A 24,180-nucleotide genomic window follows, 5' to 3' on the forward strand; every position below is an offset into this window, starting at 1 on the left:
GTCGAGCGGCGCCGACAGCTTGCCATCGGCCGCCAGTTCGTAATAGCGGAAGCGGCGCGGGCCGTCCGCGCCGGGATCGGCGGCATCGAGGATCAGCAGGGACTGGCCGTCGCGCCCCAGACCGGCCAGAAACGGCGCGAAGGTATGCGCCTTGGCGTCGATCTTGCGCGTCAGGATCGGCGTCCATTTGCCGTCCTTGCGCATCTCGATGCGGAAGGTTTCATCGAGATAGGTGTAGGTGGCCCGAACCGTCGGCTGGCCACTGGCATCGGTCAGCCAGTCATCGACATAGCTGCCGATCCGGTCGAGATCGCCGCCCTTGTCATCGACGATCCGTCCCCGGCCGGTATCCGGATCGACCCGCCACAGATAGACGCGCTGCGCCACCTGACCGGCGATCGACTTGTCGCGCAGTTCAAGGAACGGCCCCACCAACTGCATCTTGCCGTCCACTGTCACCGCCTTCGGCAAACCTAGCGGCATATGGTCGTAATAGTCACCAGCCATTTTCTCGCCGAGGCTTATGGATTGCTTGGTTCGCAGATCGACAATCGTACCGGCATCATGCGACCGAACGCCGTAATCGGCGCAGGCCGGCGGGGTTATAGCATGCGAGATCAATAACCCGGTAATGCCTTCGTGCGGTTTATTCTGGCCGTTGGAATAGGATGGGGCCTCTTCCTCAATACGAAATGCCAAATCCGACACGGCCTGCGCCGTTTTAAATGCCTTGTCCATACCTGACGGGCAAGTGCTGCGCACGGCGGTATCAGTTGCCGACAATATAATATGATCATTGCCAAGCCAGCTGATCCCCGAAATAGGGTCTTCGCTGAGGCGTATGGTCTTATCGCTGCCGTCAACTACATTGTAAATCGTGAGCAGATGCTGCCCGCCCTTACGGGTGACGAAGGCGAAGCGGCTGCCATCGTCGGACAACGTAATCTGTTCTATGCGTGGAGATTGGGTGAAAACCTCAAGCGGGGGCGGTGGCACTTCACTTGCCGGCTTGGGACGCAGAGAACCCTTGACGATGACTTCGGTCGTATTGGTCTGAGCCATGGCCGCTGGTGCCGCCAGCCACAATGCGATGGCAAGCGCTGTAAGACAATTACGCATGAAACTTCCCCCGATTGTTATTTTAAGGCATTATCATCACAGTTGTGCATTTCTGACAATCGAGAAACGCGCACCGTTTCGTCACATGAACGCGTTAACGCTAAACCTTCACGGTCCGCTTAGGGTTGCCATGTAATATATCCACAGGGGAAAATGGAAACCAGTGAGTTGAGGTATAATGGCCTTGCGTATCAAGGGCTTGCATAAGGATTTCGCGGAGCGGGCCGGCCGGGCCAGACGCCTGCTGGCGAATGTCAGGTTTGAACTGGCGCTGCTGGGGCTGTTGCTGCTCACCGCCGCTGCCGTCATCTGGCAGGACCAGATTCTGCTGCGTACCACGCACTTTACACCGGCCAGCACCGCCTCAAACAGTCACCTGGTCTTTTCCGATGCCGATTCCGGCGGCAAGACGGTGGTGCGAAGCACCGGGCCTCTGGCCTGGGATTGCGATCTGCGCGCCGGCAACCCGTATCCCTATTGTGGTTATGAACTGTTCGTCGATCGCAATCGCGGCACGCACGGTCTGAACCTGACCCATATGCGCACGCTTGCCATCACCCTCATGTACGAGGGACAGGCGACATCGTTCCGGGTGCATCTGAAAAATTTCGACCCGCATTACAGCCGCGCCACGGATGATGACACACCGAAATATCTGCGCGTAGAGGCCGACACCACGCCCGGCAAGTGGCAGCGGACGAGTTTCGTGCCCGATGATTTCGGCGTGGCTGACTGGTGGCTGCGCAAGTACAAACTGGCCCCGCAGTACGGCCGGCCGCAGTTCGACAATATCACCTCGATCATCATCGAAACCGGCTCCGAGGCGCCTTTGGGACCGCACGCCTTCCGGATAAAGGACATCGAGATAAGGACCGCGATCATGAGCGACGCGCAGTGGTATTCGCTGCTGCTGGGGCTGTGGATACTGATGATCGTCGCCTATCTCGGCTACCGGCTCAGCAATCTGCGCCGGGCCTTAAGCGAACGCCGGACTCTGGAAGCCCTGGCCCTGCGTGAGGCCCAGGAGGCAGCGCGTCACGATCACCTGACCAAGGTGCTGAACCGCCGGGGTATCACCGAACGCTTCGAGGAATTGCGCCGGGCGCGGCGTGAGGCGGCCATGACCGTCATCCTGATCGATATCGATCACTTCAAGGCGCTGAACGACAGCTTTGGCCATGACTATGGCGACCAGGTTCTGGCCCAGATCGCCGGGGTGATCAGCCGCAATGTGCGCGGCGTCGATCTGGTGGCGCGCTGGGGCGGCGAGGAGTTCGTGGTGGTCTGTGCGGGCATTGACCGGCGCGGCGCGCAGCGGGTTTCGGAAAAGATCCGCGAGTGCATCGAGAGTTTCGACTTCGGTGAGGGCGGGCGGATCACCGCCAGTTTCGGCATCCACTGGTCGAACGCACCGGAAACCGAACTGTCGCAGATGGTGGCCCTGGCCGATATCGCGCTCTATGCCGCCAAGGCCGGCGGGCGGAACTGTGTCCGCCTGCACCGCCCGACGATGAAGGCAGCCTGATCAATCGCCCGGATAGCGCGGGGCGCCGGTGATCAGTTCCCACAGCCCGCCCAGTGCCCGGCACGCGCCACCGAAGGCAAACAGGAGCAGGAAGGTCGTCACGGCCAGTTCCAGCGGTACAGGCACGGGCTTGAGCAGGAAGGCATGCACACGCTGGAAGAACTGGGCGACATTATCGACCCGGACGGCATCCGCGACAGGAGATGATGTCCAGACCCAGCTAAAAAGACCCAGAACAGACAAACCTATGGCCATGTCGATCACGCCGCGCAGGCGCACACCCCGCGGCCAGGTCAGCACAGCGGCACCGAACAGCACCACGGCGCTGAAATAGGCGAGTACCGGCCAGTAGAGCGCGGCCTTGAGCGCCGGCCAGTCGACCTGAGCCAATCGGCCGGGATCGACATGCAGGCCGGCATAATCGACCGGGATGGGCTTGAGGCCAAAACTGAGGATTCCCACCCACCACAGGATGAATACCACGCCGGCCACGATAGCGCCGACACCGCGCCCGGCCGAGGACTGGCGCAGGGTCCAGCCCTGATAGGCATAATCACGCGCTTCGGCGCGATAGGGCGCGCCCTTCTGCCACTTGTCGAATGACTCGCTGATATCTCCCCAATCCCAGATGGGAAAGTCGAGAAAGCGCAAGTCACGCACCCGCCAGGTCTTGAAATAATCGATGCTGATGCCCTTGCGTTCGATGATCCAGGCGGCGACCGTGGCAAAGCCGATCAGGGTCATGACGCCGGTGAGGCCCGAGCCGAGGGCGGTGCCGAATGCCTGGGCGGGATTGGCGCCACCCACGATGCGGCCGAAGAAGACGATCGCCGAGATGGCGATCTCGATGATTACGGCCAGTCGCACGGCGAAGATCCAGAACGGATAGAGGGCCGGGCCGACGCTGTATTGCGGCCCGTCGCGGTAACGCGCGGCGACGACGATCGGATGGCCGAAATCGCGCAGCACCTGTTCGGTCTCGTCGGGCGTGAGCGGGCGGCCGAGTTCGCTTTCCTTCGCCTCGATGCGCGTTAGGATCTCGTCACGCAGTTCGGCGATGATGTCCTCGCGTTTCGCCCTGGGAAGAAGCCGCGACACGGCCCTTAAATAGTCTTCCAGCATGTCCATTTTGAACCCCTTTAAACCGCTTTTCCCGTTATTTTCTCAAGCGAGGCGCTGATAGCTTGCCATTCACCGATTAGCCGTTCCAGCATGATCTCGCCGGCCGGGGAGAGAACATAGAACCGCTTCTTGCGCTTCTCTTCCTCGCGCCATTCACTGACCAGCAGCCCCTGCGCTTCCAGCCGGCGCAGCAGCGGATAAAGGGTGCTTTCCTCCATATCGAGACCATCCTCGGCCAGGGCCTGGCGCAGGGTATAACCGTAGCGCTCCACCCTGAGCCGGGCGAGCACCGCCAGACTGAGCGATCCGCGCCGCAACTCTGCGCGCAAACTCTCGAAAAGATCGCTTTCACCGTCCATATAGCCTGCGTCTCGTATAGTATGCGTTGTACACTGTATGTTGCACAGTATGTATGATGCAGTATGTTTTGTCAATAGCGGCTCACCGATACGTTAATTGCCGGGCGCCGGCGGGCCTGTTAGCTTCGGGCATATTTTACAGGGGGTGTATATGATCAGGGGTACATTATCGGGTCTGGCGCTGTGGCTGGGTGTTGTCATCACCGGGTCCGCGGCGGCGTCTCCCCTTGTCATGAAGGTCGACGACGCGGTGTATAGCGTCGATCCACGCACCCTGAGCATCGAGGCGCAATTGCCCGATGGCACGGTGGTGACTGTTATGCCGCCGCTCTATCCCACGCAGGACATTAAGGTCATCGATGACGTCGCAATGAGCCGTCACTGGACCGACAGCACCGGCCACGATCTGGTCCTCACAGCGGAAGGCCATGCGCTGCGACTCACCATAAGCGGCAAGGCGGGCGAAGACCTGGTCTGGAACCTGCCGCCGGCAGCGGACGGCACCTGGCTGGTGCCGGACGGGGAGGGGATGGCCTTTACGGTCAGCGATCCTTTCTGGCGCGCGGCCTATGCCAAAGAGCACTGCCTGGGCGGCACCACGGCGCTGTCATTTCCGGCCTGGAGCTACCTGACAGAAAGCCGCGCCGTGACCTATGCCCTGGCCGATGGTCTGCAATCGAAACTGTGCCTGCATGATCAGGACGGCCTGCAGGCGCGGATGAAACATGCGTTCGGCCCTGGCGCGGAAAAGATCGAGCTTCTGTTCGCCATCCGGCCGCCGGAACCGCTGGCCCCGGCGCTGTTCTACCGGGAGATGCTGAAGGGGCGCGGTCAGTTCAAGTTCTTTGCCGACAAGGCGGTGCCTGACCTGCCGCGGCTGTTTGGCGCGCCGCACGCCTATGTCTGGGGTGACGGCCGCGACATGGCGTTTCTCGATGACCTGAAAGCCTTGGGCATCGACCGCATCCTGCTGGCCTACGATCAGGACGAACGGACCGGCAAATTCGTGGTCACGCCCGATTATCTCAAAAAGGCGGCCGGCATGGGCTATCTGGCCGGGCCATATGAGTCCTTCGATAACGGCCAGCCGGCAGCTACGGCCGACACACCTGTGGCGATCTGGCCGGGTGATCTCTATCCGAAGGGGTGCGTCATCGAGGCCGACGGCAAGCCGAAAACGGGCTTCGCCAATCGCGGCTGCTATATGTCGACTGAGGCGATTGCGCGCTATCCGGGACCGTTTATTCCCGGCCAGCGCTATGCCCGCCATATCAAGGACGGCGTGAGCCATGTCTTTATCGATGTTGATGCCTTCGGCGATTTCTTCGAGGACCACAGCCCCGATCACCCGATGACCATGGCGCAGGACCGCGCCAATCGCCTCAAGCGCTTGGGGCTGGCGATCAGTCAATATAAACTGGTGCTGGGGTCGGAGAGCGTCACCGCCTGGGCCACGGGCGTGACACACTATTCCCACGGCACGGCGCAGGCCCATTCCGCCGCCATCTGGCCGATGCACAAGAACCCGGATTTCGGCGGTTACTGGCCGCCGGAACGCCCGCCGATGTTTTTCAGGCCCGTGACGCCGACGCAGGACGAGGCGCGCGCGCTCTTTGGCGCGTCGGACCGCCTGCCGCTGTTCGAGGCCGCCTTTCATGATTCGGTGGTGTCGGTGGATCGCTGGGAGTTCGGCCTGATGAAGATCGCCGGCGAGGAGCGGACCCGATTCGCCCGGTCATTGCTCTACGGTACGCCGACCATGTGGAACCTCGACCGCCGCGAATTGGTGCGCGTTGGTCCGTGGCTGAAGGCGGCAGAGGACGATTTCCGCCAGGCGCATGGCGTGGAGGCGCCGGTGGCCCTGACCGGGTTTCAGTGGCTGACGTCGGATCGCCTGGTCCAGCAGGCCAGCTATGCCGATGGCCGGGTGCTGATCGCCAACTACGGCAGCACGACCTGGCAGGGACTTGATGCCGATTGCGTACGCCTGACGTTGCCGGGGCAGGCGGCGGTCGATATGTGTCCGCCGGCGGCCCCACCGCCCTATAAACAGGGCGCAGCTCCACATTGAAAATTTAGCGCCCGGCGGCGGCTAATGGCTGTCCGTTTTACCGCGGCCCGATGTCGGGCGCGGCCATTTCCGGGGCTTCCATTGCTGACCGATTATGTATCTCCGCCGCTTTTGTGCGGTATCATCCTGATCGGCGCGCTGGCGTTGTTCATCAGCGACAAGGTGCGCCACGACCTGATCGCCCTGTCGGCGCTGTTTGCCTGCCTGGCTACGGGCCTGGTGAAATTTGGCGACGCCCTGAAAGGGTTTGCCGATCCGGCGGTCGTTACCGTAGCGGCCGTTCTGGTGGTGGGGCGCGCGCTGGAATTGACCGGCGTGGCCGGTTGGGTGGCGCGTTCGGTCATTCCGGAAAAGGCCGGCTTCACCGCGCGCCTGACCATGCTGCTGATCGGCGGCTGTTTCCTGTCCGCCTTCATGAATCATATCGCCGCGCTGGTCATCATGATGCCGCTGGCCACCGAACTGGCGCGGCAGAGCAAGAAACAGGTGGGGACGGTGCTGATGCCGCTCTCCTTCGCCACCATGATCGGCGGTATGACGACCCTGATCGCCACGCCGCCCAACATGATCCTGTCGTCCTTCCGCGAAAAGGCCCTTGGGGCGCCGTTCGGCTTCTTCACCATGACGCCGGTAGGGCTGGCGGTCTGCGCGGTGGGGCTGACCTATCTGATCCTGCTGGGCTGGCGCCTGCTGCCGCACCGCAAGGGCAATGAGATGACGGCCGATTCGCCCTGGCGGGTGCTGGAACTGCCGCTCGACGCGCGCAAGGTGCTGGTCCGGGAGGATATTTCCCGGCAATTACGCCAGACCCGGACGCGCATACTGGGGCTTCTCAGGCGTAACCAGACGATTAAATGGCCGAAGAACAACCGCGTGCAGTCGGGCGATCGCCTGCTGCTGATCTCGCGGTCGCTGCCGGCGGAGATACGCGAAACGATCGATTTCCTGCGCGGCAAGGAAACGGCGGAGCCGGGACATGTGACGGCGCGCCTGATGGTGCCGCATAATTCGCCCCTGATCGGAGAAACGCACGACGCGGTAAAATCGCACAGCAGTGGGGGGCTGGAAGTGGTGGCCGCAGGGCCGCGCGCCGCCACCCTGCGCTGCGCGCTCTCGGTGGTGCCGATCCAGAGCGGCGACCAGTTGTTCGTCAGCGGCCCGCCTGAGGATATCGCGCGTTTCGCCGCCAATGAACGTCTGATCGAACTTGACCGGCGCGATTCCATCCCCGTGAACCTGCGCACGGCGATACAGACCGTGGCGATCTTCGCGGCGGCGATCCTGCTGGTGATCTTCACCGATGTGCCGCCGTCTTTAAGTTTCCTGGGTGCTGCGGCCTTGATCGCGGCCCTGCGGCTGATTCCGAAGGAAGAGGTCTATAATTCGATCGACTGGAGCATTCTGGTCCTGCTGGCGGCGATGATTCCGGTGGGCGGCAGTTTTGAGACTTCCGGTGCGGCTGATTTCATCGCCAAAAGCGTCGGCGGGGTCATGACCGGTTTTCCGCTGCCCCTGGCCATTGCCGCCATGTGCGCGCTCACCCTGTGCCTGACCATTCTGCTCAATAATGTGGCGACGGCGGTGATCATGGGCCCGCTGGCGATCCAGTTGGCGCAGTTGCTGCATGTGCAGCCCGATGCCATGCTGCTGGCGGTGCTGGTGGGCACATCGTGCGATTTCCTTACCCCCATCGGCCACCAGAATAACCTGCTGATCATGGGGCCGGGTGGCTACCGGTTCAGTGACTATTCGCGGGTGGGGGCATTGATGTCGCTACTGGTAATCGCCACCACGGCCGTGGTGCTCAGTCTTCAGTACGGCTAGACCATTGAATCCATTGCACGTTCTAAAAATGTTCCAAAATGCGATCGGAACATATTGCGAACATGGAACAAATGGGGTACGCATTAATCCTCACGACGATGAAAACAAGCCCCGCGGGCGGGGAATCGTGACATAGGAGGGTTTGGTTATGTCATCTCAGGCGGTATTGAAATTGGTAGGCAAGAACGAAGGTGAAAAGCAGCGCGCCCTGGAAGCGGCGCTGGCGCAGATTGACCGCGCATTCGGCAAGGGCTCGGTGATGAAGCTGGGCTCGAACGGCAAGGTTCAGGAGATCGAATCCGTTTCCACCGGTTCGCTGGGCCTGGATATGGCGCTGGGTATCGGCGGCCTGCCCAAGGGGCGTGTCATCGAAATCTACGGGCCGGAATCGTCGGGCAAGACGACCCTGGCCCTGCATACCGTGGCCGAAATCCAGAAGCTTGGCGGTACGGCGGCGTTTGTCGATGCCGAGCACGCGCTTGACCCGACCTATGCGCAGAAGCTGGGCGTCAATCTCGATGATCTCCTGGTGTCGCAGCCGGATAATGGCGAGCAGGCGCTTGAAATCACCGATACTTTGGTTCGCTCCGGCGCCGTCGATATCGTGGTTGTCGATTCGGTGGCGGCGCTGACGCCGCGCGCCGAAATCGAAGGCGACATGGGCGACAGCCTGCCGGGTCTGCAGGCCCGTCTGATGTCGCAGGCCCTGCGCAAGCTGACCGGCTCTATCTCCAAGTCGAAATGCATCGTCATCTTCATCAACCAGATCCGCATGAAGATCGGCGTCATGTATGGCTCGCCGGAAACGACGACCGGCGGCAATGCCCTGAAGTTCTACGCCTCGGTCCGGCTCGATATCCGCCGCACCGGCGCCATCAAGGTGCGTGACGAGAACATCGGCAACAGTGTCAAGGTCAAGGTGGTCAAGAACAAGATCGCGCCGCCGTTCCGCGAAGTCGAGTTCGACATCCTGTTCGGTGAAGGTATTTCCAAGATCGGTGAAATCATCGACCTCGGCGTCAAGGGCGGTATCGTCGAGAAGTCGGGCTCCTGGTATTCCTATAACTCGACCCGTATTGGTCAGGGCCGCGACAATGCCCGCGATTTCCTCAAGGCCAATCCGGATATGGCCAAGGAAATCGAAATGGGTATCCGCAAGAAAACCGCCGCCATCTCCGAGGAGATGCTGGGCGCGCCGGAGCCGGATGCCAATGATGGCGATGAATCGCTGTAAGGCATCAGCAGTTGAGACATGATCGGGTTGGGCCGGTCCCAAACCGCCGGTCCGCCGGCCCGGTCAGAGAAAGACGCCCCGCAACGGGCGTCTTTTTTGTTGATCTCTCCCTCTTGGAGGGGGAGGTGGCGCGCAGCGCCGGAGGGGGTAACTAACGGCACAATTTTCAAGCTCCCCTCCAGATGGTTGAAGCCTTAAGTCTCGACATATCGCAAAAAATAGTCCGGCCTGCGCAAAGGTCTTTGCGCTTGTGTGTAACCCCCTCTATATAGCGGTCTTTATTTTCAAGAACCGAAGACACTCATGCCGTCCTTAAACCAGATACGTCAGACCTTCCTCGATTACTTTGCCAAGCAGGGCCATGAGGTCGTTTCGTCCTCATCGCTCGTACCGCATAACGATCCGACCCTGATGTTCACCAATGCCGGCATGGTGCAGTTCAAGAACGTCTTCACCGGCGCGGAAACGCGACCCTATAACCGCGCCACCACCTCGCAGAAATGTGTGCGTGCCGGTGGCAAGCACAATGACCTTGATAATGTCGGTTATACGGCGCGCCATCATACCTTCTTCGAGATGCTGGGGAATTTCTCCTTCGGCAACTATTTTAAGGCCGAGGCGATCGAATTTGCTTGGAAGCTGATCACCGAGGACTATGGCATCGACAAAAACCGCCTGATGGCGACCGTCTATATCGATGACGATGAAGCCTTCGACCTGTGGAAGAAGATTGCCGGCCTGCCGGAATCGAAAATTGCCCGCATTGCCGGGTCGGATAACTTCTGGTCGATGGGCGATACCGGTCCGTGCGGCCCATGCACCGAAATCTTCTTCGATCATGGCGACCATATCTGGGGCGGTCCTCCGGGCACGCCGGAGGAAGACGGTGACCGCTTCGTCGAGATCTGGAACCTCGTTTTCATGCAGTTCGACCAGTCGGCCGATGGCACGCGCGTCAGCCTGCCCAAGCCGTCGATCGACACCGGCATGGGCCTGGAACGCGTCGCCGCCGTGCTTCAGGGCGTGCATAACAATTACGATATCGACCTGTTCCAGACCCTGATCCGTGCTTCGGAATCGGCCACCGGCGTCAAGGCGGAAGGCGACAGCCTGCCGTCGCATCGCGTCATCGCCGATCATCTGCGTTCGTCGTCCTTCCTGATCGCCGATGGCGTGACGCCGTCGAACGAAGGCCGCGGCTATGTCCTGCGTCGCATCATGCGCCGGGCCATGCGCCATGCCTATCTGCTGGGCGCGCAGGAGCCGCTGCTGCACAAGCTGGCACCGACCCTGGTATCGGAAATGGGCGGCCACTTCGGCGAACTGAAGCGCGCCGAGGCCACGATCGTCGAGACCCTGCGCCAGGAGGAAGAACGCTTCCGCCGCACGCTCGGCCGCGGCATGACCCTGCTTGATGAGGCGACGCGCGACCTGAAAGAGGGCGACATGCTGAGCGGCGAAACTGCCTTCAAGCTGTATGATACCTATGGTTTCCCGCTCGACCTGACCCAGGATGCCGTGCGCGCCAAGGGCCTGAGCGTCAATCTCGACGGCTTCGAGCACGCCATGGAAGCACAGAAGGCGCGCGGCCGCGAAAACTGGACGGGTTCGGGTGAAAAGGCGCAGTCGGCTGAATGGTTCACCATCAAGGAGGCCATCGGCGCGTCGGAATTTGTTGGTTACGAACATCTCGAAGCCCAGGCTCATGTGCAGGCACTGCTGCTGGATGGCCAGCAGGTGAGCGAGGCCCTGGCCGGTGACACGGTCGAGGTCGTCTTCGAGAAGACCCCCTTCTATCCGGAAGGCGGCGGCCAGGCCGGCGATACCGGTACGGTCGAACTGCTCCATGGCACGGGCGTGATCAGGGATACTTACCGTCAAGCCGGAGATCTGATCGTCCATCAGCTTGAGATCACCGAAGGCACGCTGAAACCCGGCGACAAGGTCGAACTGAAGGTCGATGCTGAAAAGCGCCACACCACGCGCTCGAACCATTCGGCGGCGCACCTGCTGCACGCCGCGCTCAAGCACGTTCTGGGGCCGCATGTGGCGCAGAAGGGGCAACTGGTCGATGCTGACCGGATGCGTTTCGACTTCAGCCATGGCGCGCCGCTGACCGATGACGAGATCGCGCGCATCGAGGCCGAGGTCAATGCCGTGATCCTGCAGAACCAGGCCGCCTCCACCAGGCTGATGTCGCCGGAAAAGGCGATCGAAGCCGGCGCCGTGGCGCTGTTCGGTGAAAAGTACGGTGAGGAAGTCCGCGTTCTGGCGCTCGGTCATGCGCTGGAAGGCGAGGGGGATTATTCTGTCGAACTGTGCGGCGGCACCCACGTCTCGCGCACCGGCGATATCGCCCTGTTCAAGATCATTTCCGAAGGCGGCGTGGCCGCCGGTATCCGCCGGATCGAAGCCTTCACCGGCGAAGCGGCGCGCCAGTACCTGCTGGGGCAGGCCGGCGTGGCGCAATCGCTGGCGGATCAGTTCAAGGTGCCGGTAGCGCAGGTCGAGGCGCGAGTCGAAGCCCTGATCGCCGAGCGCAAGCGCCTGGAAAAGGAACTTTCCGAAGCCAAGCGCGCCCTGGCAGTGGGCGGTGGCGGCGCGGCGTCCGGTCCGGAAGAGATTAATGGCACCAGGGTCATTGCTCGTGTGCTGGAAGGCGTCGGCGGCAAGGATCTGCGTCCGCTGGCCGAGGACTTCAAGAAATCGGTCGGCAGCGGCATCGTGGCCCTGGTCGGCAAGCTGGACGGCAAGGCGGCAGTCACCGTGGCGGTGACGCCCGACCTGATGGCGAAGTTCAACGCTGCCGAACTGGCCAGGGCGGCGGTGATCGCCATGGGCGGCCAGGGCGCCGGCGGCAAGCCGGACTTCGCCCAGGGTGGCGCACCGGACGATTCCAGGGCCGATGAGGGGCTGGCGGCGGTCAAGGCGCTGATTTAACCCGTAGCCACTGCCGATGAAAGTGATACCCTGTCTGGAAACGGACAGGGTATTTTCTTATGAATAGACTATTGGGCAAGACCGCCTTTATAACCGGCGCGGCCAGCGGAATTGGCGCCGCCATCGCCGAAGCCTTCGTGGCGGAAGGCGCCTTTGTCGTGATCGGCGACATCAACGCGGAAACAGGCACGGCGCGGGCGGCGGCATTGGGTCCGAACGCGCGTTTCATGCGTCACGACGCCACCGACGAGGCGCAGTGGGCGGCGGTGATGGCCGCCATCGTGGCCGAGTACGGCGGGCTCGATGTGCTGGTCAATAATGCCGGCATAACCGGCACGGAAAGCGGCCGTCCGCATGATCCGGAGCATACCAGCCTGGATGACTGGCACCGGGTGATGCGCATCAATCTCGACAGCGTTTTCCTGGGCTGCAAGCACGCCATCCAGGCCATGCGCGCCACCGGCCGTGGCGGTTCGATCATCAATATGTCGAGCCGCTCCGGCCTTGTGGGGGTGCCGAAGACGGCGGCCTATGCCGCCAGCAAGGCCGCCATCCGCAACCACAGCAAGACGGTGGCGCTCTATTGCGCCGAGCAGAACCTGGGTATCCGCTGCAATTCGCTCTATCCGGCCTCGATCCGCACCCGGATGTGGGACGCCATGATCGACAGCGCCGATGACGAAAAGCAGTTGCTGGCCAATATGCCGCTGCATCGCTTCGGCCGGCCGGACGAGGTGGCGGCGGTGGCGATCCTGCTGGCTTCCGATGAGGCGACCTATATCACCGGTTCGGAATTCAACATCGATGGCGGCATACTGGCCGGCACGGCTACATCACCGAAGTGATATATTGGTAAAGCGCCCAGGCGCCGAAGCCGACAAACAGCAGGCTGGCGACGATCCGCACCCATTTCAGCGGCACGTATTTCATGATCTTATCACCAAAGATGACGGCGGGGACATTGGCGATCATCATGCCGAGTGTCGAGCCGGCGACGACCATCAGGATGTTGTTGTATTCGGCGGCCAGGGCGATGGTGGCGAACTGGGTCTTGTCGCCCATCTCGGCCAGGAAGAACATGATCGTGGTGGTGACGAAGGCGCCATAGTCCTTTTTCACCGCGCCCTCATCGTCATCCACCTTGTCGGGCACCAGAATCCACAGGCCAAGCCCGATAAAGGAGAGGGCGAGGATCAGCGGCATCCAGGCTTTCAGGGCTGTGTGCATGAGCAGGGTGCCGCCGAAGGCCGCCAGGGCATGGTTGGCGAGCGTGGCCACCAGTATGCCGAAGACAATGGGGACGGACTTGCGGTAACGCGCCGCCAGAATCAGCGACAGGATCTGGGTCTTGTCGCCGATTTCGGAGACGGCGACGAGCAGGGTGGAATGGAGGAAGGCGTCGAGGGGGAGGGACACTTAAGGGCTTCAGTTCTGATCGGGCGCAAGGTTCAAGACATACGGCGCCATGCAGCGGCGCCCGATCAAAGGCGACGCACGACACCGCAGGTCTCACCTTGTCCGGCTGCCCGGACCGCTGACGCCATACCGATGCCCGGTAAGTGTGTTGACGGCAGCCCTCACTGACGTGAGGCGGTTACTCCCCTGAAGGATGAGGCGCTTATAGCGGCTTTCAGCTTGCCGTCAAGAGCAGGGCCAGCGCGGAGAGCGTGAACAGGCTGATCAGGGTCGATTGCGCCACTGAACGTGCGGCGCCTTCGAACCACAGGCCGTACATCTTCGACTGGATGAAAACGCTGACCGCCGTGGGCGTGGCCGCGAGAAAGACGAAGACGCGGAAGGTCAGCGGATCGACGTGCAGCAGCGTCAGGACAAGGGCGACCAGCGCCGGGGCCAGCAGAATCTTGCCGATAATCGCGGCGGCGCTGGCGGCATCGGGCCGGATCAGGTTTGATGCCGGCATCATGCCCAGCATCCCGCCCAGCGCCACCAGGGCGACGGGCGGCCCGGAATGGCCGAGCATATCGAGCGCGTTTTCGATGGCCGGCGGGAAATGGAAGCCGATCGCCATGCAGAACACGCCGATCAGGGCGCCGATGACCGTCGGGTTGCGGGCGGTATTGATGAGCGCCATCTTCACCGTGTGGCCGGATGCCTTTGCGAGCCCGGCGCAGCCGAGGCTGAACAGGATCAGGAAATCGGCGGCCACAACCAGCGGGCCGGTCTGGGAGACGGCCGGGCCGAACAGGCTGATGGCGATGGGGATGCCTAAGAAAGCGGAATTATTGATGAAACCGGCCATGCCGGCGGCCACGGAGTCGTCGGCCCTGGCCTTCAGCCCGCGCGCGGCGATGATGACGCACAGGGCCGTGACGATCATGGCCGCGATATAGGCCAGAAGCGGCAAGGTGAGGGCAGGCTGGAAGGGCGGCAGTTTGGCGAAGCTCGTCACCAGCCAGCACGGAAAGGCCAGCCAGTAAAAATAAGCGGAGAGGCCGTCGAGCCCCTGGGCATTCAGACGTTTCAGCTTCACCAGCAGGGCGCCGAGGCCGATAAAGGCGAAGAAAACAAGGACGCGGATCAGGGTATCGAGCATACGGCTTCATGCGCTCTAAACCACCGCGCGGCAAGTGCGGTCAGGTGGCCCGGCTCAAATACTTGCCCCCTCTCCCTGCGCAGCGAGGAGAGCCGGGCGGCCGGTGCCGACGGGAAACAAGCCGCACAGCGGCGCAGGTGACCGGGTGAGGGGCCGGCATCCACCAGAGAAAAGCCCCTCACCCGACGATCTGCGGCTTCGCCTTGCTCGTCGTCCTCTCCCCGCTACGCAGGGAGAGGGGAAGTAAAAGGGGGGGGGGCAACATGAGCCGCTCTAACCGGATCGGGGCGGCGGGCCGCGCCGCGGTGGGATGGGAATTTGCGCCGGTTGCGCCGCGACCCGTTTTCTGAGGGGCAGTTCGGCGCGGGCGGCTTCAAAGTCGTCGGTCAGGTCAGTATAGATGACCTTTGGCATAGCCGGCATTGTGCTGGATGTCTGGCCGGAGGTTGCGGCCTGCGGAGCAGGCGTTTCAATGGCTTTTTGTGCTGCCTCCCACCAATGGCCCAGACCTTGGCGGCGTTCTTTGCTCCATTTCAGCGTGCTCGCCAGGGAAACCTGCGCCTTGATCGCCGCTTCTTCATGGGCGGCGCGTTCGGCATCCAGCTTGCGTGGCTCTGACTTCTGGCGCTCGGCGCGGTCGCAACGGCTGTAGACGCGCTCGATCACGGCGGCCACGCGCAAGGCGCGCTCGACGCCCGGCAGGTCTTCGGGATCGTCCATGGCGGTGAGTTTACGCAGCATCCGGTCGGCAAAGGCGCGCAAAAGTGCGCGCCGTTCCTCCGGGGTTAGTTGCTGCTGTGCTGTGCGGTCATCGAGGGACATCCGGATAGGATGCACCGGGAAAGTGGAGCGGGGATAGATTTCCGATTATGGCCATCGCGGTAGATTTAAGGTAATCCAAAAGGTAGCAACAGCGACTTCGCACGAACGAATTGCCTTAGATATCCAAGCTCCGAAGTCAAACCGTCCGTCTGGCTATACACTGTTGACAGCCTCTTCATAGGCTTTTGGGAGTTGTTCTATCCATCCGTCCGGCATGTCGAACACAAGCTTAAGAATATGATCGCCTGGCTCCAAATTTTCATCACTGGTTTTCGAAATGATCCAGTCCGGAATTTTGAAAAGCTCCTCCAGTTGACGCCCCGCTATGCCGAAAAACAGCTTTTGAACCTTCTCAAAATGGGGGGGCGGCTTCACGAACCGAACGACCTCTTCGGTCTTGAGGAGATGCTCAGCGGCGTCGATAATAAATTGCGCCATCTGTAAGATGTCTTTTTCTAAGCCTGACTGACCGGGTGGCCCCCAAGCCTCGATAAGCCCGACTGTGCCCGCAAGTTTGATTGCCTCAACTTGATTAATGATATTGCGCATTTGGATTTGAGTCCAAGTCGCAAAATCATCGCTTTCAATTCGGGCGACAGGGAGGGCATAAAAGCCGCGTTTCAACGCCTCATATTTGAATTTTATTGGGCCAAATCCGATTCGCAGAAGCTCTGCGGTGAGGTTATATTCCCAAAACCGCGGCTTATCCAAAACGATCTGGCGGGCAAGCGAGAGCTTGTCGCAAAGTCTTTGAGCCGCTCTCGATCTGCCCGTTCCCGAAAAGTCACGTCCGTTTTCCCGAGGCCGTCCGCAATCTTCCTGGTATGGGATTGCTTCCATTCGAAGAGCAACTCGGCCGAAAAGGAATTAGGATCGTCATCGACTTTCTTGTGACAGGTCCGGCAAAGCCATATCCCGTTGGCTTCCTGGCTCCGTTCGGCGTCGGTCATTACCCGAACATAGCGGGCCGAACCTTCATTGGCGCCGTAAATATGAGCCGCCTCTCCGACCGTGCTGAACTGCCTGTCATTGCTGGCCGGCCCCATTGTCAACGCGAAGCAATCTGGAGCCGAACAATGGTTACCGGCACGTTTGGCCAAGATTTCAACAACTCTCCTTGTAAACTCAGCCGTCAATTTCACCACCCATCTTCCATCTACATGCGGTTATTCCGTATATTACAACATCGAATTATGGTCACAGGTTATCAATCGCACAATTCTTTTCAAAGAAAGCAAGAAGCCCCACCACCCCGCCGCAAGTGCGGCGCGGTCCCCCTTCCCACCAGAGGTGGGGAGGTATAAGGAAGGGGCGAGCCGGTGCTACCATCCCAATTTCCCCGCGCGTGGGGTGATCCGTACTTTCGTCGGTTATTGGTCCGATATCGACCAAGGGGCGGCCATTGGCAGGCGGCCGTTATCCCGGTCCGCGGTGTGCCCATCCGGCGGTTTTCCTGCGGCAAGCCATTGCCTCATATTTATAATCCGGCGGTCTTTCCCCGATTAAAAAAATAGCGCCGGTCGATTACAGTCGATGCGACCAACGGGTGCTCAGTGCGCGCCGTTCGCTTTCTGACGAAAAGGAAACGCCATGAAAATCGCATTCACGAAAATCGCCGTATTGGGCCTGTCCTCCGCCGTGTTGCTGAGCGGATGCGCAACGGACGGTGTGGGCAGCGGGGCACTGATCGGGGGTGTGGGCGGTGCGGCGGTAGGCGCTGCCACCGGCAATGATGCTGTCAAGGGCGCGGTGGTTGGCGCTGTCGCCGGCGCTGTCATCGGCTATGTGGTCGAGCAGGGCAAGAAGCGTGAAGTTTACAGTGATGGCCGCGGCAATAAATATTGGGTGGATGACAACGGCGAGCGGCATTACACGAACTGACGCTGCCGTTCCAGCGCCTGAATCATTTCCACGCGTTTAAGATGCCTTCCGTTTTCGAACTCAGCGTTGTTGGGGTGGGCATTTTAAAGAAAGTAAGAAACCCCACCACCATTGCTGCGCAATGGTCCCCCTCCCCGACAAGCGGGGAGGTACAGGGAAGGGCTTAACCCGCCGGGGTTTCGGGTTTGGGTTCCATATCCGGGGTGGGCAGGCCAATATGGACCAGTTGCCAGTGGGTCAGACCATGGCGCTCGAAGGTGAAGGTGGTGGTGCCGCGCAGTTCGTCGGTTATGGTCAGGCGGGCGCGTTCCAGGCTGAAGAAGGCGGTCTTGGGGGAAGGCGGCTTGCCCTCATATTGCGACAGCTCGAAGCGGTTGGCATCCTTCGCCGCGCCATAGGTCAGGCCAAGCAGGGCCTTGGGTGTGAGGTAGGAATTGACGTCGATCACCGGCTTGGGCGGGGTTTTCGGCGCATTGGGGTTGACCAACTCATTGAACGCCTTACCGATGGAATCGGCCACGCCCTTAACGGCATTACCGGTGGCGCCTACGGGATCATTGAGCGCGGAAGGGGCGGGGGCGGCGATGCCTTCGTCACCGGCCAGGAGCTGGGTTTTCAGGCTGGCGCGGACGGAATCGAAATCGATCAGCTTGGCGAGGGATTCGATATCCTGGCTCTTGCAGGCGCTGCGGACATCATAGAACGAGATGATCGGCGCGGTGTAGAACAGACCGGCCGCGGCCACGATGACCAGAAGCAGTATAAGACCAAATATGCGCGACACAGTCAGTTCCCCTCGAAAGTCCCGTTAACCATTCCTAGCATGGGTATTTTCGTTTGTCGCCTGTTTGGGTGGTGAAGGCTGTAGAGTGTGGCAGCAATGCCCCCCTCCGTCAGCGACACCGGCTCTGTGAGCCTCACGCTGACACGGCACGGGCCGCCCCGCTCCCCCGCCTTGCAGGGGAGGAGAAGAGGTTACTTTCCCTGCCAGACCTGCGGATGGTCGGTCAGGTACTGGATGTAGAAATCCGCCACGCGGGCGTCGGCGCGGGTGGAGGGGTGGCCGTTGCAGCCGATCTTGTCCAGTTCGGGCAGGGTGACACGATCGATCTTGGTGTCGCCGGCGGTCTTGATGGCGGCGAAGACATCATCCGTGCCGCCGGTATAGCCTTCCTGACGATCGGGCGGGGTGGCGAGGATAATGAAGGCGTCGGGATTGCGGCCACGGATGGTTTTGACAAAGGCGGTATAGGTCTTGACGTAATCGGCGCGCAGATTGGCCTCGTTGCCCCAGGGTTCATCCGGCCGGACGGGCGTGGAGAAGTCGTTGCCGCCGATGCCGATGACGATGACCTGAGGATGCCAGTTGGGCTGATTGACAGGCGTGGGGTCGTCGAAGAGGGCGCGGTCATAGAGCATCGGCATATGGTATTTCGGATGCTCGCGGCCATCATAATTGCGCACCATGCCGAGGCCGGAAAAGGCATTGATCTGGTAATCGGCGTCGAAATGCTTCGCGGTCAAAGGGCCAAAACCCTGCTGTGCGTCGGTGGTCTCGAAAATCTGTTCAGGCGTGCATTGGGAAAAGGCGGAGGTATTGCCATAGCCGACGGTTAAAGAGTCGCCGATAAATTCGATCTGTCGGGCACGGGCAGGAGGCGAAAGTGCGGCACTTTTTTCTGGAACGCTGAAACCTAGAAAATGGCCGGTGGCGTATTGCGTTTCTGACCGCTTTTCCACGCGAATCTTATGTTCCCCGTCATTGGCATTGATGGCTATGCTGTTATTGCCGGGTTTGTTGACCACCATCAACAGATGATCATCCAGGATGACGTTGAAGTTGCTCGTGTCGTTATTGAACAGGATTTCAATCTGCGTTCCGCTGAAACGTGACTCGAAGTAAATCGCAGGCCATTGATAGCCATCGCCGTTCGCGCTGGGTGTCGTTCGACCGCCGATATGTACAGGGAGGCTATAACCGGGATGAGGCGACAAGGAAGTAGCACCGGCGGGCATAACAGAAAGGCTAACGAGCGCCGCCAGAAAAATCGGTTTCCACATGTGTTATCTCCCTTTTGCGGGATAGTGGCGTGTGCGAGGGAAGAAAGCAAGAAACCCCACCACCCCGCCGCAAGAGCGGCGCGGTCCCCCTCCCCAGTAAACTGGGGAGGTATAAGCGAGCTAGATCTGCCGCGTCAGCAGGCCATGCACATAGGCCAGTTTTTGCTGGATCACCGGGGTCAGGATAAAGGGGTAGAGGTCGCGTTCGCCCATCGAATGGTGGATGCTGTTCAGCGCCATCGACAGCGGAATCCACACCTCGGCGATCCGGTCGAAATCGAGCACCGAATAAGGATCGAAACTGGCGTGCGTGGCCAGGAAATCGTGCGACATGGGCGCCAGCGCTATGCCGAACATATGCGCCGTCTCCAGAGAATCGACGATATGCAGCACATGGGCGAAGCATTCGGCGAAATCCTCCCACGGATGGGTGGTGGCGTAATGGCTGATATAGGTGCTGCCCCAGCCTGGCGGCGGGCCTTCGCTGTAATGGCGGTCGAGCGCCTGTTGGTAATCAGCGCTTTCATCGCCGAACAGGGCGCGGAAGCTTTCGGTCTTTCCGGCATCACGCACCATCCGGTTCCAGATGAAATGGCCGGTTTCGTGACGGAAATGGCCGAGCAGGGTGCGGTAGGGCTCGTTCATCATGGCGCGCTGCTGTTCGCGCGTCGGGGCGTCGGCCTCGGCGGTGCGGATGACGATATGGCCCTCATCATGGCCGATCAGTACCGGCTGGCAGGAGCCATCAGGCAGAATGACATCGTCCTTCAGATCAAACAGAAGCCCGCCTTCGGGGTCTTCCTTTCGGCCGGGGCGCGGCAGATCCCAGCGCAGAAAGGAATAGAAAAGGTGGCGCTGGGCGTCGGAAATGGCGCGCCAGCGGCGCAGGCCATCGGGCGTATTCGGATCGGGGACCAGACCATTGTAACGGCAGGCTGTGCAGAACTCTTCGTCACTGTCGTCGCGCACCAGCCAGTTGCAGATATCGAAGGCGGCATTGGGGCAGAAGCGATAGACGAACTGCTGCTGATCGACGCGGCGCCAGCGATCGGCGCGGGCGGCATCGGGCTGCACGGCGTGAAGGCCGATTTCCTCACAGACAAAGCCTAAGCGAAAGCCGCAATTCAGGCAGGACCGGTTCTCGAAATAGATCGGGTTCCCGCAGTTATCGCAGCGAAAGAGTTTCATTCTGTTTTTTTATTCCAGAGGTCTGGGTGGGCGTCGATAAAGGCAATCAGGCTGCTGGCGACCTGGGCATCGTCGGCGGTGGACGGGTGCCAGTCACAGCCGCTGAAAGCTAGGCCATTCATAGGTAAGAAATCGATGCGGCTCTCGCCCGCGGCGCGCAAGGCGGCGAGTACCTTCTTCACCTCAGACTGGATTTCGCCATTGGCCTGATCGGTGGCCATCAGGATGAAAAAGGCTTGCGGGTTTTTGGCGCGCAAATCCTGCACGAACTGGACATAGGTCTGCTCAAAATCGCTGTGCAGTTCGTCGCGCGTGGTCCAGACCTCGCCGCCATGCAGGGGCGTGGAAAAATCGTTGGTGCCGAGGCCGATGACGATGATCTGCGGGCGCCAGTCGGCCGTTTCGACCATCTGCGGCGCGATCGTATAGGGATAGGCTTGCGGCAGGTGCAGGCCATCGCCGCCATTATAATTGCGCACCACGCCGCGGCCGGAAATGGCGTTGATGCGGTAATCGGCGTTGAAATGCTTCGCGGTCAGCGGCCCGAAAGCCTGTTGCGTATTGGTGGTGGCCCAGACCTGATCGCCGGGACAGGTGCGGGTAGGGGAGGTGTTTCCGTAGCCGACCGTATAGGAATCGCCGATGAACTCGATCTCGCGCGGCAGGCTTTGGCGCGCGGGCAAGACATTGGCCGGATCGGCGACAAAGAAGCCGGTGAATTGTGCGGCGTCAAACGATTCGCTCAGCTTTTCGGCGCGGATGGTGTGCTCGCCGGGCGCAAAGGGGCCGAGCAGGATATCGCCCTCGCCGGGACGGCTGGGCGTGTTGACGAGCTGGCCATCGACATAGACGTTGAAGCGGTTGACCTCATCATTGAGGCGCAGATGGACTTCGGTGCCCTTGAAACGCGCCTCGAAATAGGTGCCGGGCCATTGATGCCGATAGCCCTGCGCCGGATCATCGGCACTGACCGCCACCACGCGGCCGCCGATATGCAGCGGCAGGGCCGTGCCGACCGGCGTGCCGGCGAAAGCGGACACTGACAGGAAGGCAAGCAGGAGCGGCAGGGCCAGACGCATCTATTTGCCCTGCCAAATGCCAGGGTGGGCATCGATAAAGGCGATCAGCGCGTCGCTGATCTTGCGATCGTCATCAGTATCGGGGTGGTAATCGCAGGCATTCTTGGTGAAGCCGGTGATCTCAAGGAAATCGACCTTGCCGTCGCCATCAGCCTTCAGGCGGTCACGCACCGTGCTGATCTGCGGCGAGGTGGCCGGGTCATAGGAAATCAGCAGGATAGTGGCGTTGGGGTTCTTTTCGCGCAGGGATTTGACGAAGGCGACATAGGTGGCTTCGTAATCCGCGATCAGTTCATCCTGATTTTTCCATTTTTCACCGGAATGGACCGGGGTGGAAAAGTCATTGGTGCCGAGCGCGATAACGATGATCTGGGGCTGTAGCCAATCCGGCTTTACATATTTCGTCTGGCCGTCGAACACCGTGTAGGCATAAAGCTGGGGCAGGCTGTCGCCGGCGAAGCCGTTATAGTTGCGCACAATGCCGCGGCCGGAAAAGGCGTTGATCTGGTACATGGCGCCATAATGCCTGGCCGTCAGCGGACCGAAGGCCTTGGTGTTATCGGTCGATGCCCAGAGTTCGTCCGGTGTACAGGTACGCTTGCCGGCGGTATTGCCATAACCGACCGTATAGGAATCGCCAATGAACTCCATGCTGTAGACCGGCGGAATCCCGAGCGGCAGGCGATCATTCTGTTGCGGGACATAAAAGCCCTTGAAGGTGGCGGCGTCGCTCTGGCTTTCGGTCGCCTTCTCTACGCGTATCTCGTGGATACCGTCACCAAGGCCGGAAATGCGCACATCGGAATTGCCGGGTTTGGCGACTGTATCGACCCGTTTCCCATCGATGGAAATATGCAGGATATTGACCGGGTCGGCAAAGGCGACGGTCACTTCGGTTCCCCTGAAGCGGCTTTCCCAATAGATGCCCGGCCATTGATGGGTAAATGGCGGGTTGCCGTCCGGGCTGGTGGTTCGCCCGCCGGTGCGCACCGGAAGCTGGGTTCCGGCAGGTATCGATGCGGCCGGAATATGCTCTATCTTTTGTGCCTGCGCCGTTCCGGCCATTAAAAGGGTCGTGAGCCCTATCCATCCCAGGCGCCCCAAATGCCGCATCGTCTCAACTCCATTATTTTTTATGGATTGGACTATTTCAGGGTACGCCGGGGGCGTCAAGGTGGGGACTATTTGGCTTTCTCAGGGTTGGGCCAAAGCTCGGGATGGGCATCGATATACGCGATCAGGGAGGCGCTGATGCGTTTGTCGTCGGTGGTGTTGAGGTGCCAGTCACAGCCGGTCAGGGCAAAGCCGCCGCCGACATCGAGCGCTGCCACGCGGGTTTCGCCGGCGGCATTCAGGCGTTTGATGACTTCAGTGATGGCTGCGCCGACGCGCGCCTCGCCGTAATTCATCAGGATAAACCGGGCGTCGGGGTGACTGGCGCGAATCTGCTGAACGAAGGCGACGTATGAGGCGATGTAGTCTGCGGTCAGGGCGTCTTCGCTGGCCCATTTTTCGCCGGCGTGGACAGGGGTAGAGAAGTCATTGCCGCCGAGCGCGATCACCACGATCGCCGGGTTCCATTGGGGATTATTGTAGGGATGGACGGTTTCGTCCTCGATCAGGGCCGAGCGGTAAAGCAGCGGCATGTTGCGCTTCGGCGCCACGCCATTGTAATTGCGCACGATGCCGATGCCGGAATAGGCGTTGATCTGGTAATCGGCGTCGTAATGTTTGGCGGTCAGGGGACCGAAGGCTGCCTGAGTATCGGTGGTGGCCCAGATCTCGGCCTGGGTGCATTCGCGTTTGGGGGAGGTATTGCCATAACCGGCCGTATAGGAATCGCCGATGAACTCGATTTGGCGGGTGCGGGGTTGCGGCCAGCGAAAGTCCTCCTTAGGGCCGATCCACATATTGCCGAAGGTGCCGACCGTGTCCTGCGATTCGTCGTTTTTCTCGATGCGGAGGCGGTGCCAGCCCTGGGCCAGGCCGCTCAGGCGATAGACCTTGTCGCCCGGTTTGACGACCTTCGCGGATTCCTCACCATCGATGAAGACGGTGAAGGCGTCCGTCGTGTTGTCGAAATTGATCACGATTTCGGGCCCTCCGAACTCGGCTTCGATATAGATGCCGGGCCACTGGAAGCTGATCGGCAGGTCGTCATCCACGGACGCCTTGCCGGCGAGGACTGAATTTAGAGCGTCGGCGTTTGTGTAGCGGCCGTGGATCGACTGCGCGATTTTGATATAGCCGGCGGGGACTTGCGGGAGGGTTTCGAGCTTGGGTGGTTCGGCATATGCGCCTGTGGCCAATAGTGCCGTCAATATCAGTCCCGCCCCGATGCGCATTGTTCCTGCTCCGTTATTGTTATGCGCGGACTATTTCAGCCGGTGGGGAGGGCGTC

At 60.8% G+C, this 24,180-nt stretch carries 19 protein-coding genes and 1 pseudogene; 7 read left to right on the plus strand and 13 right to left on the minus strand.

Translation table 11 applies throughout. The features are described 5' to 3' along the window. A pseudogene (locus tag BLO49_RS17790) lies at positions 1-1,119 on the minus strand (alpha/beta hydrolase family protein); the annotation flags it as partial. Between the two features lie 178 nt (positions 1,120-1,297). On the opposite strand from BLO49_RS17790, the gene BLO49_RS17795 reads away from it, so the two are divergent. After that, complete coding sequence (locus tag BLO49_RS17795; protein WP_090650934.1) at positions 1,298-2,644, plus strand: GGDEF domain-containing protein; 1,347 nt, start codon at positions 1,298-1,300, stop codon at positions 2,642-2,644. Here the strand turns inward: BLO49_RS17795 and BLO49_RS17800 are convergent, their stop codons facing one another. After that, the gene (locus BLO49_RS17800) at positions 2,645-3,772 is read right to left on the minus strand and encodes an HAAS signaling domain-containing protein (protein ID WP_090650936.1); all 1,128 of its coding nucleotides are present in this window, start codon (positions 3,770-3,772) and stop codon (positions 2,645-2,647) included. 11 nt (positions 3,773-3,783) lie between these two features. Further along, the gene (locus tag BLO49_RS17805) at positions 3,784-4,125 is read right to left on the minus strand and encodes a PadR family transcriptional regulator (RefSeq protein WP_090650937.1); all 342 of its coding nucleotides are present in this window, start codon (positions 4,123-4,125) and stop codon (positions 3,784-3,786) included. 151 nt (positions 4,126-4,276) lie between these two features. On the opposite strand from BLO49_RS17805, the gene BLO49_RS17810 reads away from it, so the two are divergent. From BLO49_RS17810 to BLO49_RS17830, 5 genes are all read left to right on the plus strand, one after another. Beyond that, positions 4,277-6,196 (plus strand): glycoside hydrolase, encoded by a 1,920-nt coding sequence (locus tag BLO49_RS17810; RefSeq protein ID WP_090650939.1) that lies wholly within the window; start codon positions 4,277-4,279, stop codon positions 6,194-6,196. Between the two features lie 81 nt (positions 6,197-6,277). Continuing rightward, positions 6,278-8,020, plus strand: coding sequence for an SLC13 family permease (locus BLO49_RS17815; RefSeq protein WP_245679093.1), 1,743 nt, complete (start codon positions 6,278-6,280; stop codon positions 8,018-8,020). A 148-nt stretch (positions 8,021-8,168) separates the two neighbouring features. Then, the gene (gene recA, locus BLO49_RS17820) at positions 8,169-9,254 is read left to right on the plus strand and encodes a recombinase RecA (protein WP_090650942.1); all 1,086 of its coding nucleotides are present in this window, start codon (positions 8,169-8,171) and stop codon (positions 9,252-9,254) included. Between the two features lie 303 nt (positions 9,255-9,557). After that, positions 9,558-12,194: an alanine--tRNA ligase gene (alaS, locus tag BLO49_RS17825; protein WP_090650944.1), complete on the plus strand. Its 2,637-nt coding sequence runs from the start codon at positions 9,558-9,560 to the stop codon at positions 12,192-12,194. Between the two features lie 59 nt (positions 12,195-12,253). Beyond that, positions 12,254-13,039, plus strand: a complete 786-nt coding sequence (locus BLO49_RS17830) for a glucose 1-dehydrogenase (protein WP_090650945.1) — start codon at positions 12,254-12,256, stop codon at positions 13,037-13,039. On the opposite strand, the gene BLO49_RS17835 is transcribed toward BLO49_RS17830, so the two are convergent. The 4 genes from BLO49_RS17835 to BLO49_RS17850 all read right to left on the minus strand — a co-directional run bounded on the left by BLO49_RS17835 (position 13,023) and on the right by BLO49_RS17850 (position 16,410). Continuing rightward, positions 13,023-13,610 carry a TMEM165/GDT1 family protein gene (locus BLO49_RS17835; RefSeq protein WP_090650947.1) on the minus strand — a complete coding sequence of 196 codons (588 nt, stop codon included), beginning with the start codon at positions 13,608-13,610 and terminating at the stop codon, positions 13,023-13,025. The genes BLO49_RS17830 and BLO49_RS17835 overlap by 17 nt on opposite strands. Positions 13,611-13,824: 214 nt before the next feature. Then, positions 13,825-14,748, minus strand: coding sequence for an AEC family transporter (locus BLO49_RS17840; RefSeq protein WP_090650948.1), 924 nt, complete (start codon positions 14,746-14,748; stop codon positions 13,825-13,827). Between the two features lie 273 nt (positions 14,749-15,021). Then, positions 15,022-15,570, minus strand: coding sequence for a hypothetical protein (locus tag BLO49_RS17845; RefSeq protein WP_139159737.1), 549 nt, complete (start codon positions 15,568-15,570; stop codon positions 15,022-15,024). Positions 15,571-15,723: 153 nt separating this feature from the next. Next, positions 15,724-16,410: a hypothetical protein gene (locus BLO49_RS17850; protein WP_139159738.1), complete on the minus strand. Its 687-nt coding sequence runs from the start codon at positions 16,408-16,410 to the stop codon at positions 15,724-15,726. A 750-nt stretch (positions 16,411-17,160) separates the two neighbouring features. Between BLO49_RS17850 and BLO49_RS17860 the strand changes: the two genes are divergently transcribed. Next, positions 17,161-17,451, plus strand: a complete 291-nt coding sequence (locus BLO49_RS17860) for a YMGG-like glycine zipper-containing protein (protein WP_139159739.1) — start codon at positions 17,161-17,163, stop codon at positions 17,449-17,451. Positions 17,452-17,614: 163 nt separating this feature from the next. Here the strand turns inward: BLO49_RS17860 and BLO49_RS17865 are convergent, their stop codons facing one another. The 6 genes from BLO49_RS17865 to BLO49_RS17890 form a co-directional block, all read right to left on the minus strand. Further along, positions 17,615-18,235, minus strand: a complete 621-nt coding sequence (locus tag BLO49_RS17865) for a DUF2939 domain-containing protein (protein ID WP_170828393.1) — start codon at positions 18,233-18,235, stop codon at positions 17,615-17,617. Between the two features lie 191 nt (positions 18,236-18,426). Continuing rightward, a complete protein-coding gene (locus tag BLO49_RS17870) occupies positions 18,427-19,512 on the minus strand; it encodes an SGNH/GDSL hydrolase family protein (RefSeq protein WP_170828394.1) in 1,086 nt (361 codons plus the stop codon). 120 nt (positions 19,513-19,632) lie between these two features. Continuing rightward, the gene (locus BLO49_RS17875) at positions 19,633-20,700 is read right to left on the minus strand and encodes a zinc-binding metallopeptidase family protein (RefSeq protein ID WP_090650956.1); all 1,068 of its coding nucleotides are present in this window, start codon (positions 20,698-20,700) and stop codon (positions 19,633-19,635) included. Next, the gene (locus BLO49_RS17880; protein ID WP_090650957.1) at positions 20,697-21,779 is read right to left on the minus strand and encodes an SGNH/GDSL hydrolase family protein; all 1,083 of its coding nucleotides are present in this window, start codon (positions 21,777-21,779) and stop codon (positions 20,697-20,699) included. The genes BLO49_RS17875 and BLO49_RS17880 overlap by 4 nt, the downstream gene beginning before the upstream one ends. Then, positions 21,780-22,844 carry an SGNH/GDSL hydrolase family protein gene (locus BLO49_RS17885; protein WP_170828395.1) on the minus strand — a complete coding sequence of 355 codons (1,065 nt, stop codon included), beginning with the start codon at positions 22,842-22,844 and terminating at the stop codon, positions 21,780-21,782. Between the two features lie 116 nt (positions 22,845-22,960). After that, on the minus strand, positions 22,961-24,124 hold the full coding sequence (locus tag BLO49_RS17890; RefSeq protein ID WP_090650961.1) for an SGNH/GDSL hydrolase family protein: 1,164 nt from the start codon (positions 24,122-24,124) through the stop codon (positions 22,961-22,963). Positions 24,125-24,180 lie beyond the last annotated feature (56 nt).

Origin of the sequence: Asticcacaulis taihuensis (genome assembly GCF_900100255.1) — a bacterium.
Lineage (GTDB): Bacteria > Pseudomonadota > Alphaproteobacteria > Caulobacterales > Caulobacteraceae > Asticcacaulis > Asticcacaulis taihuensis.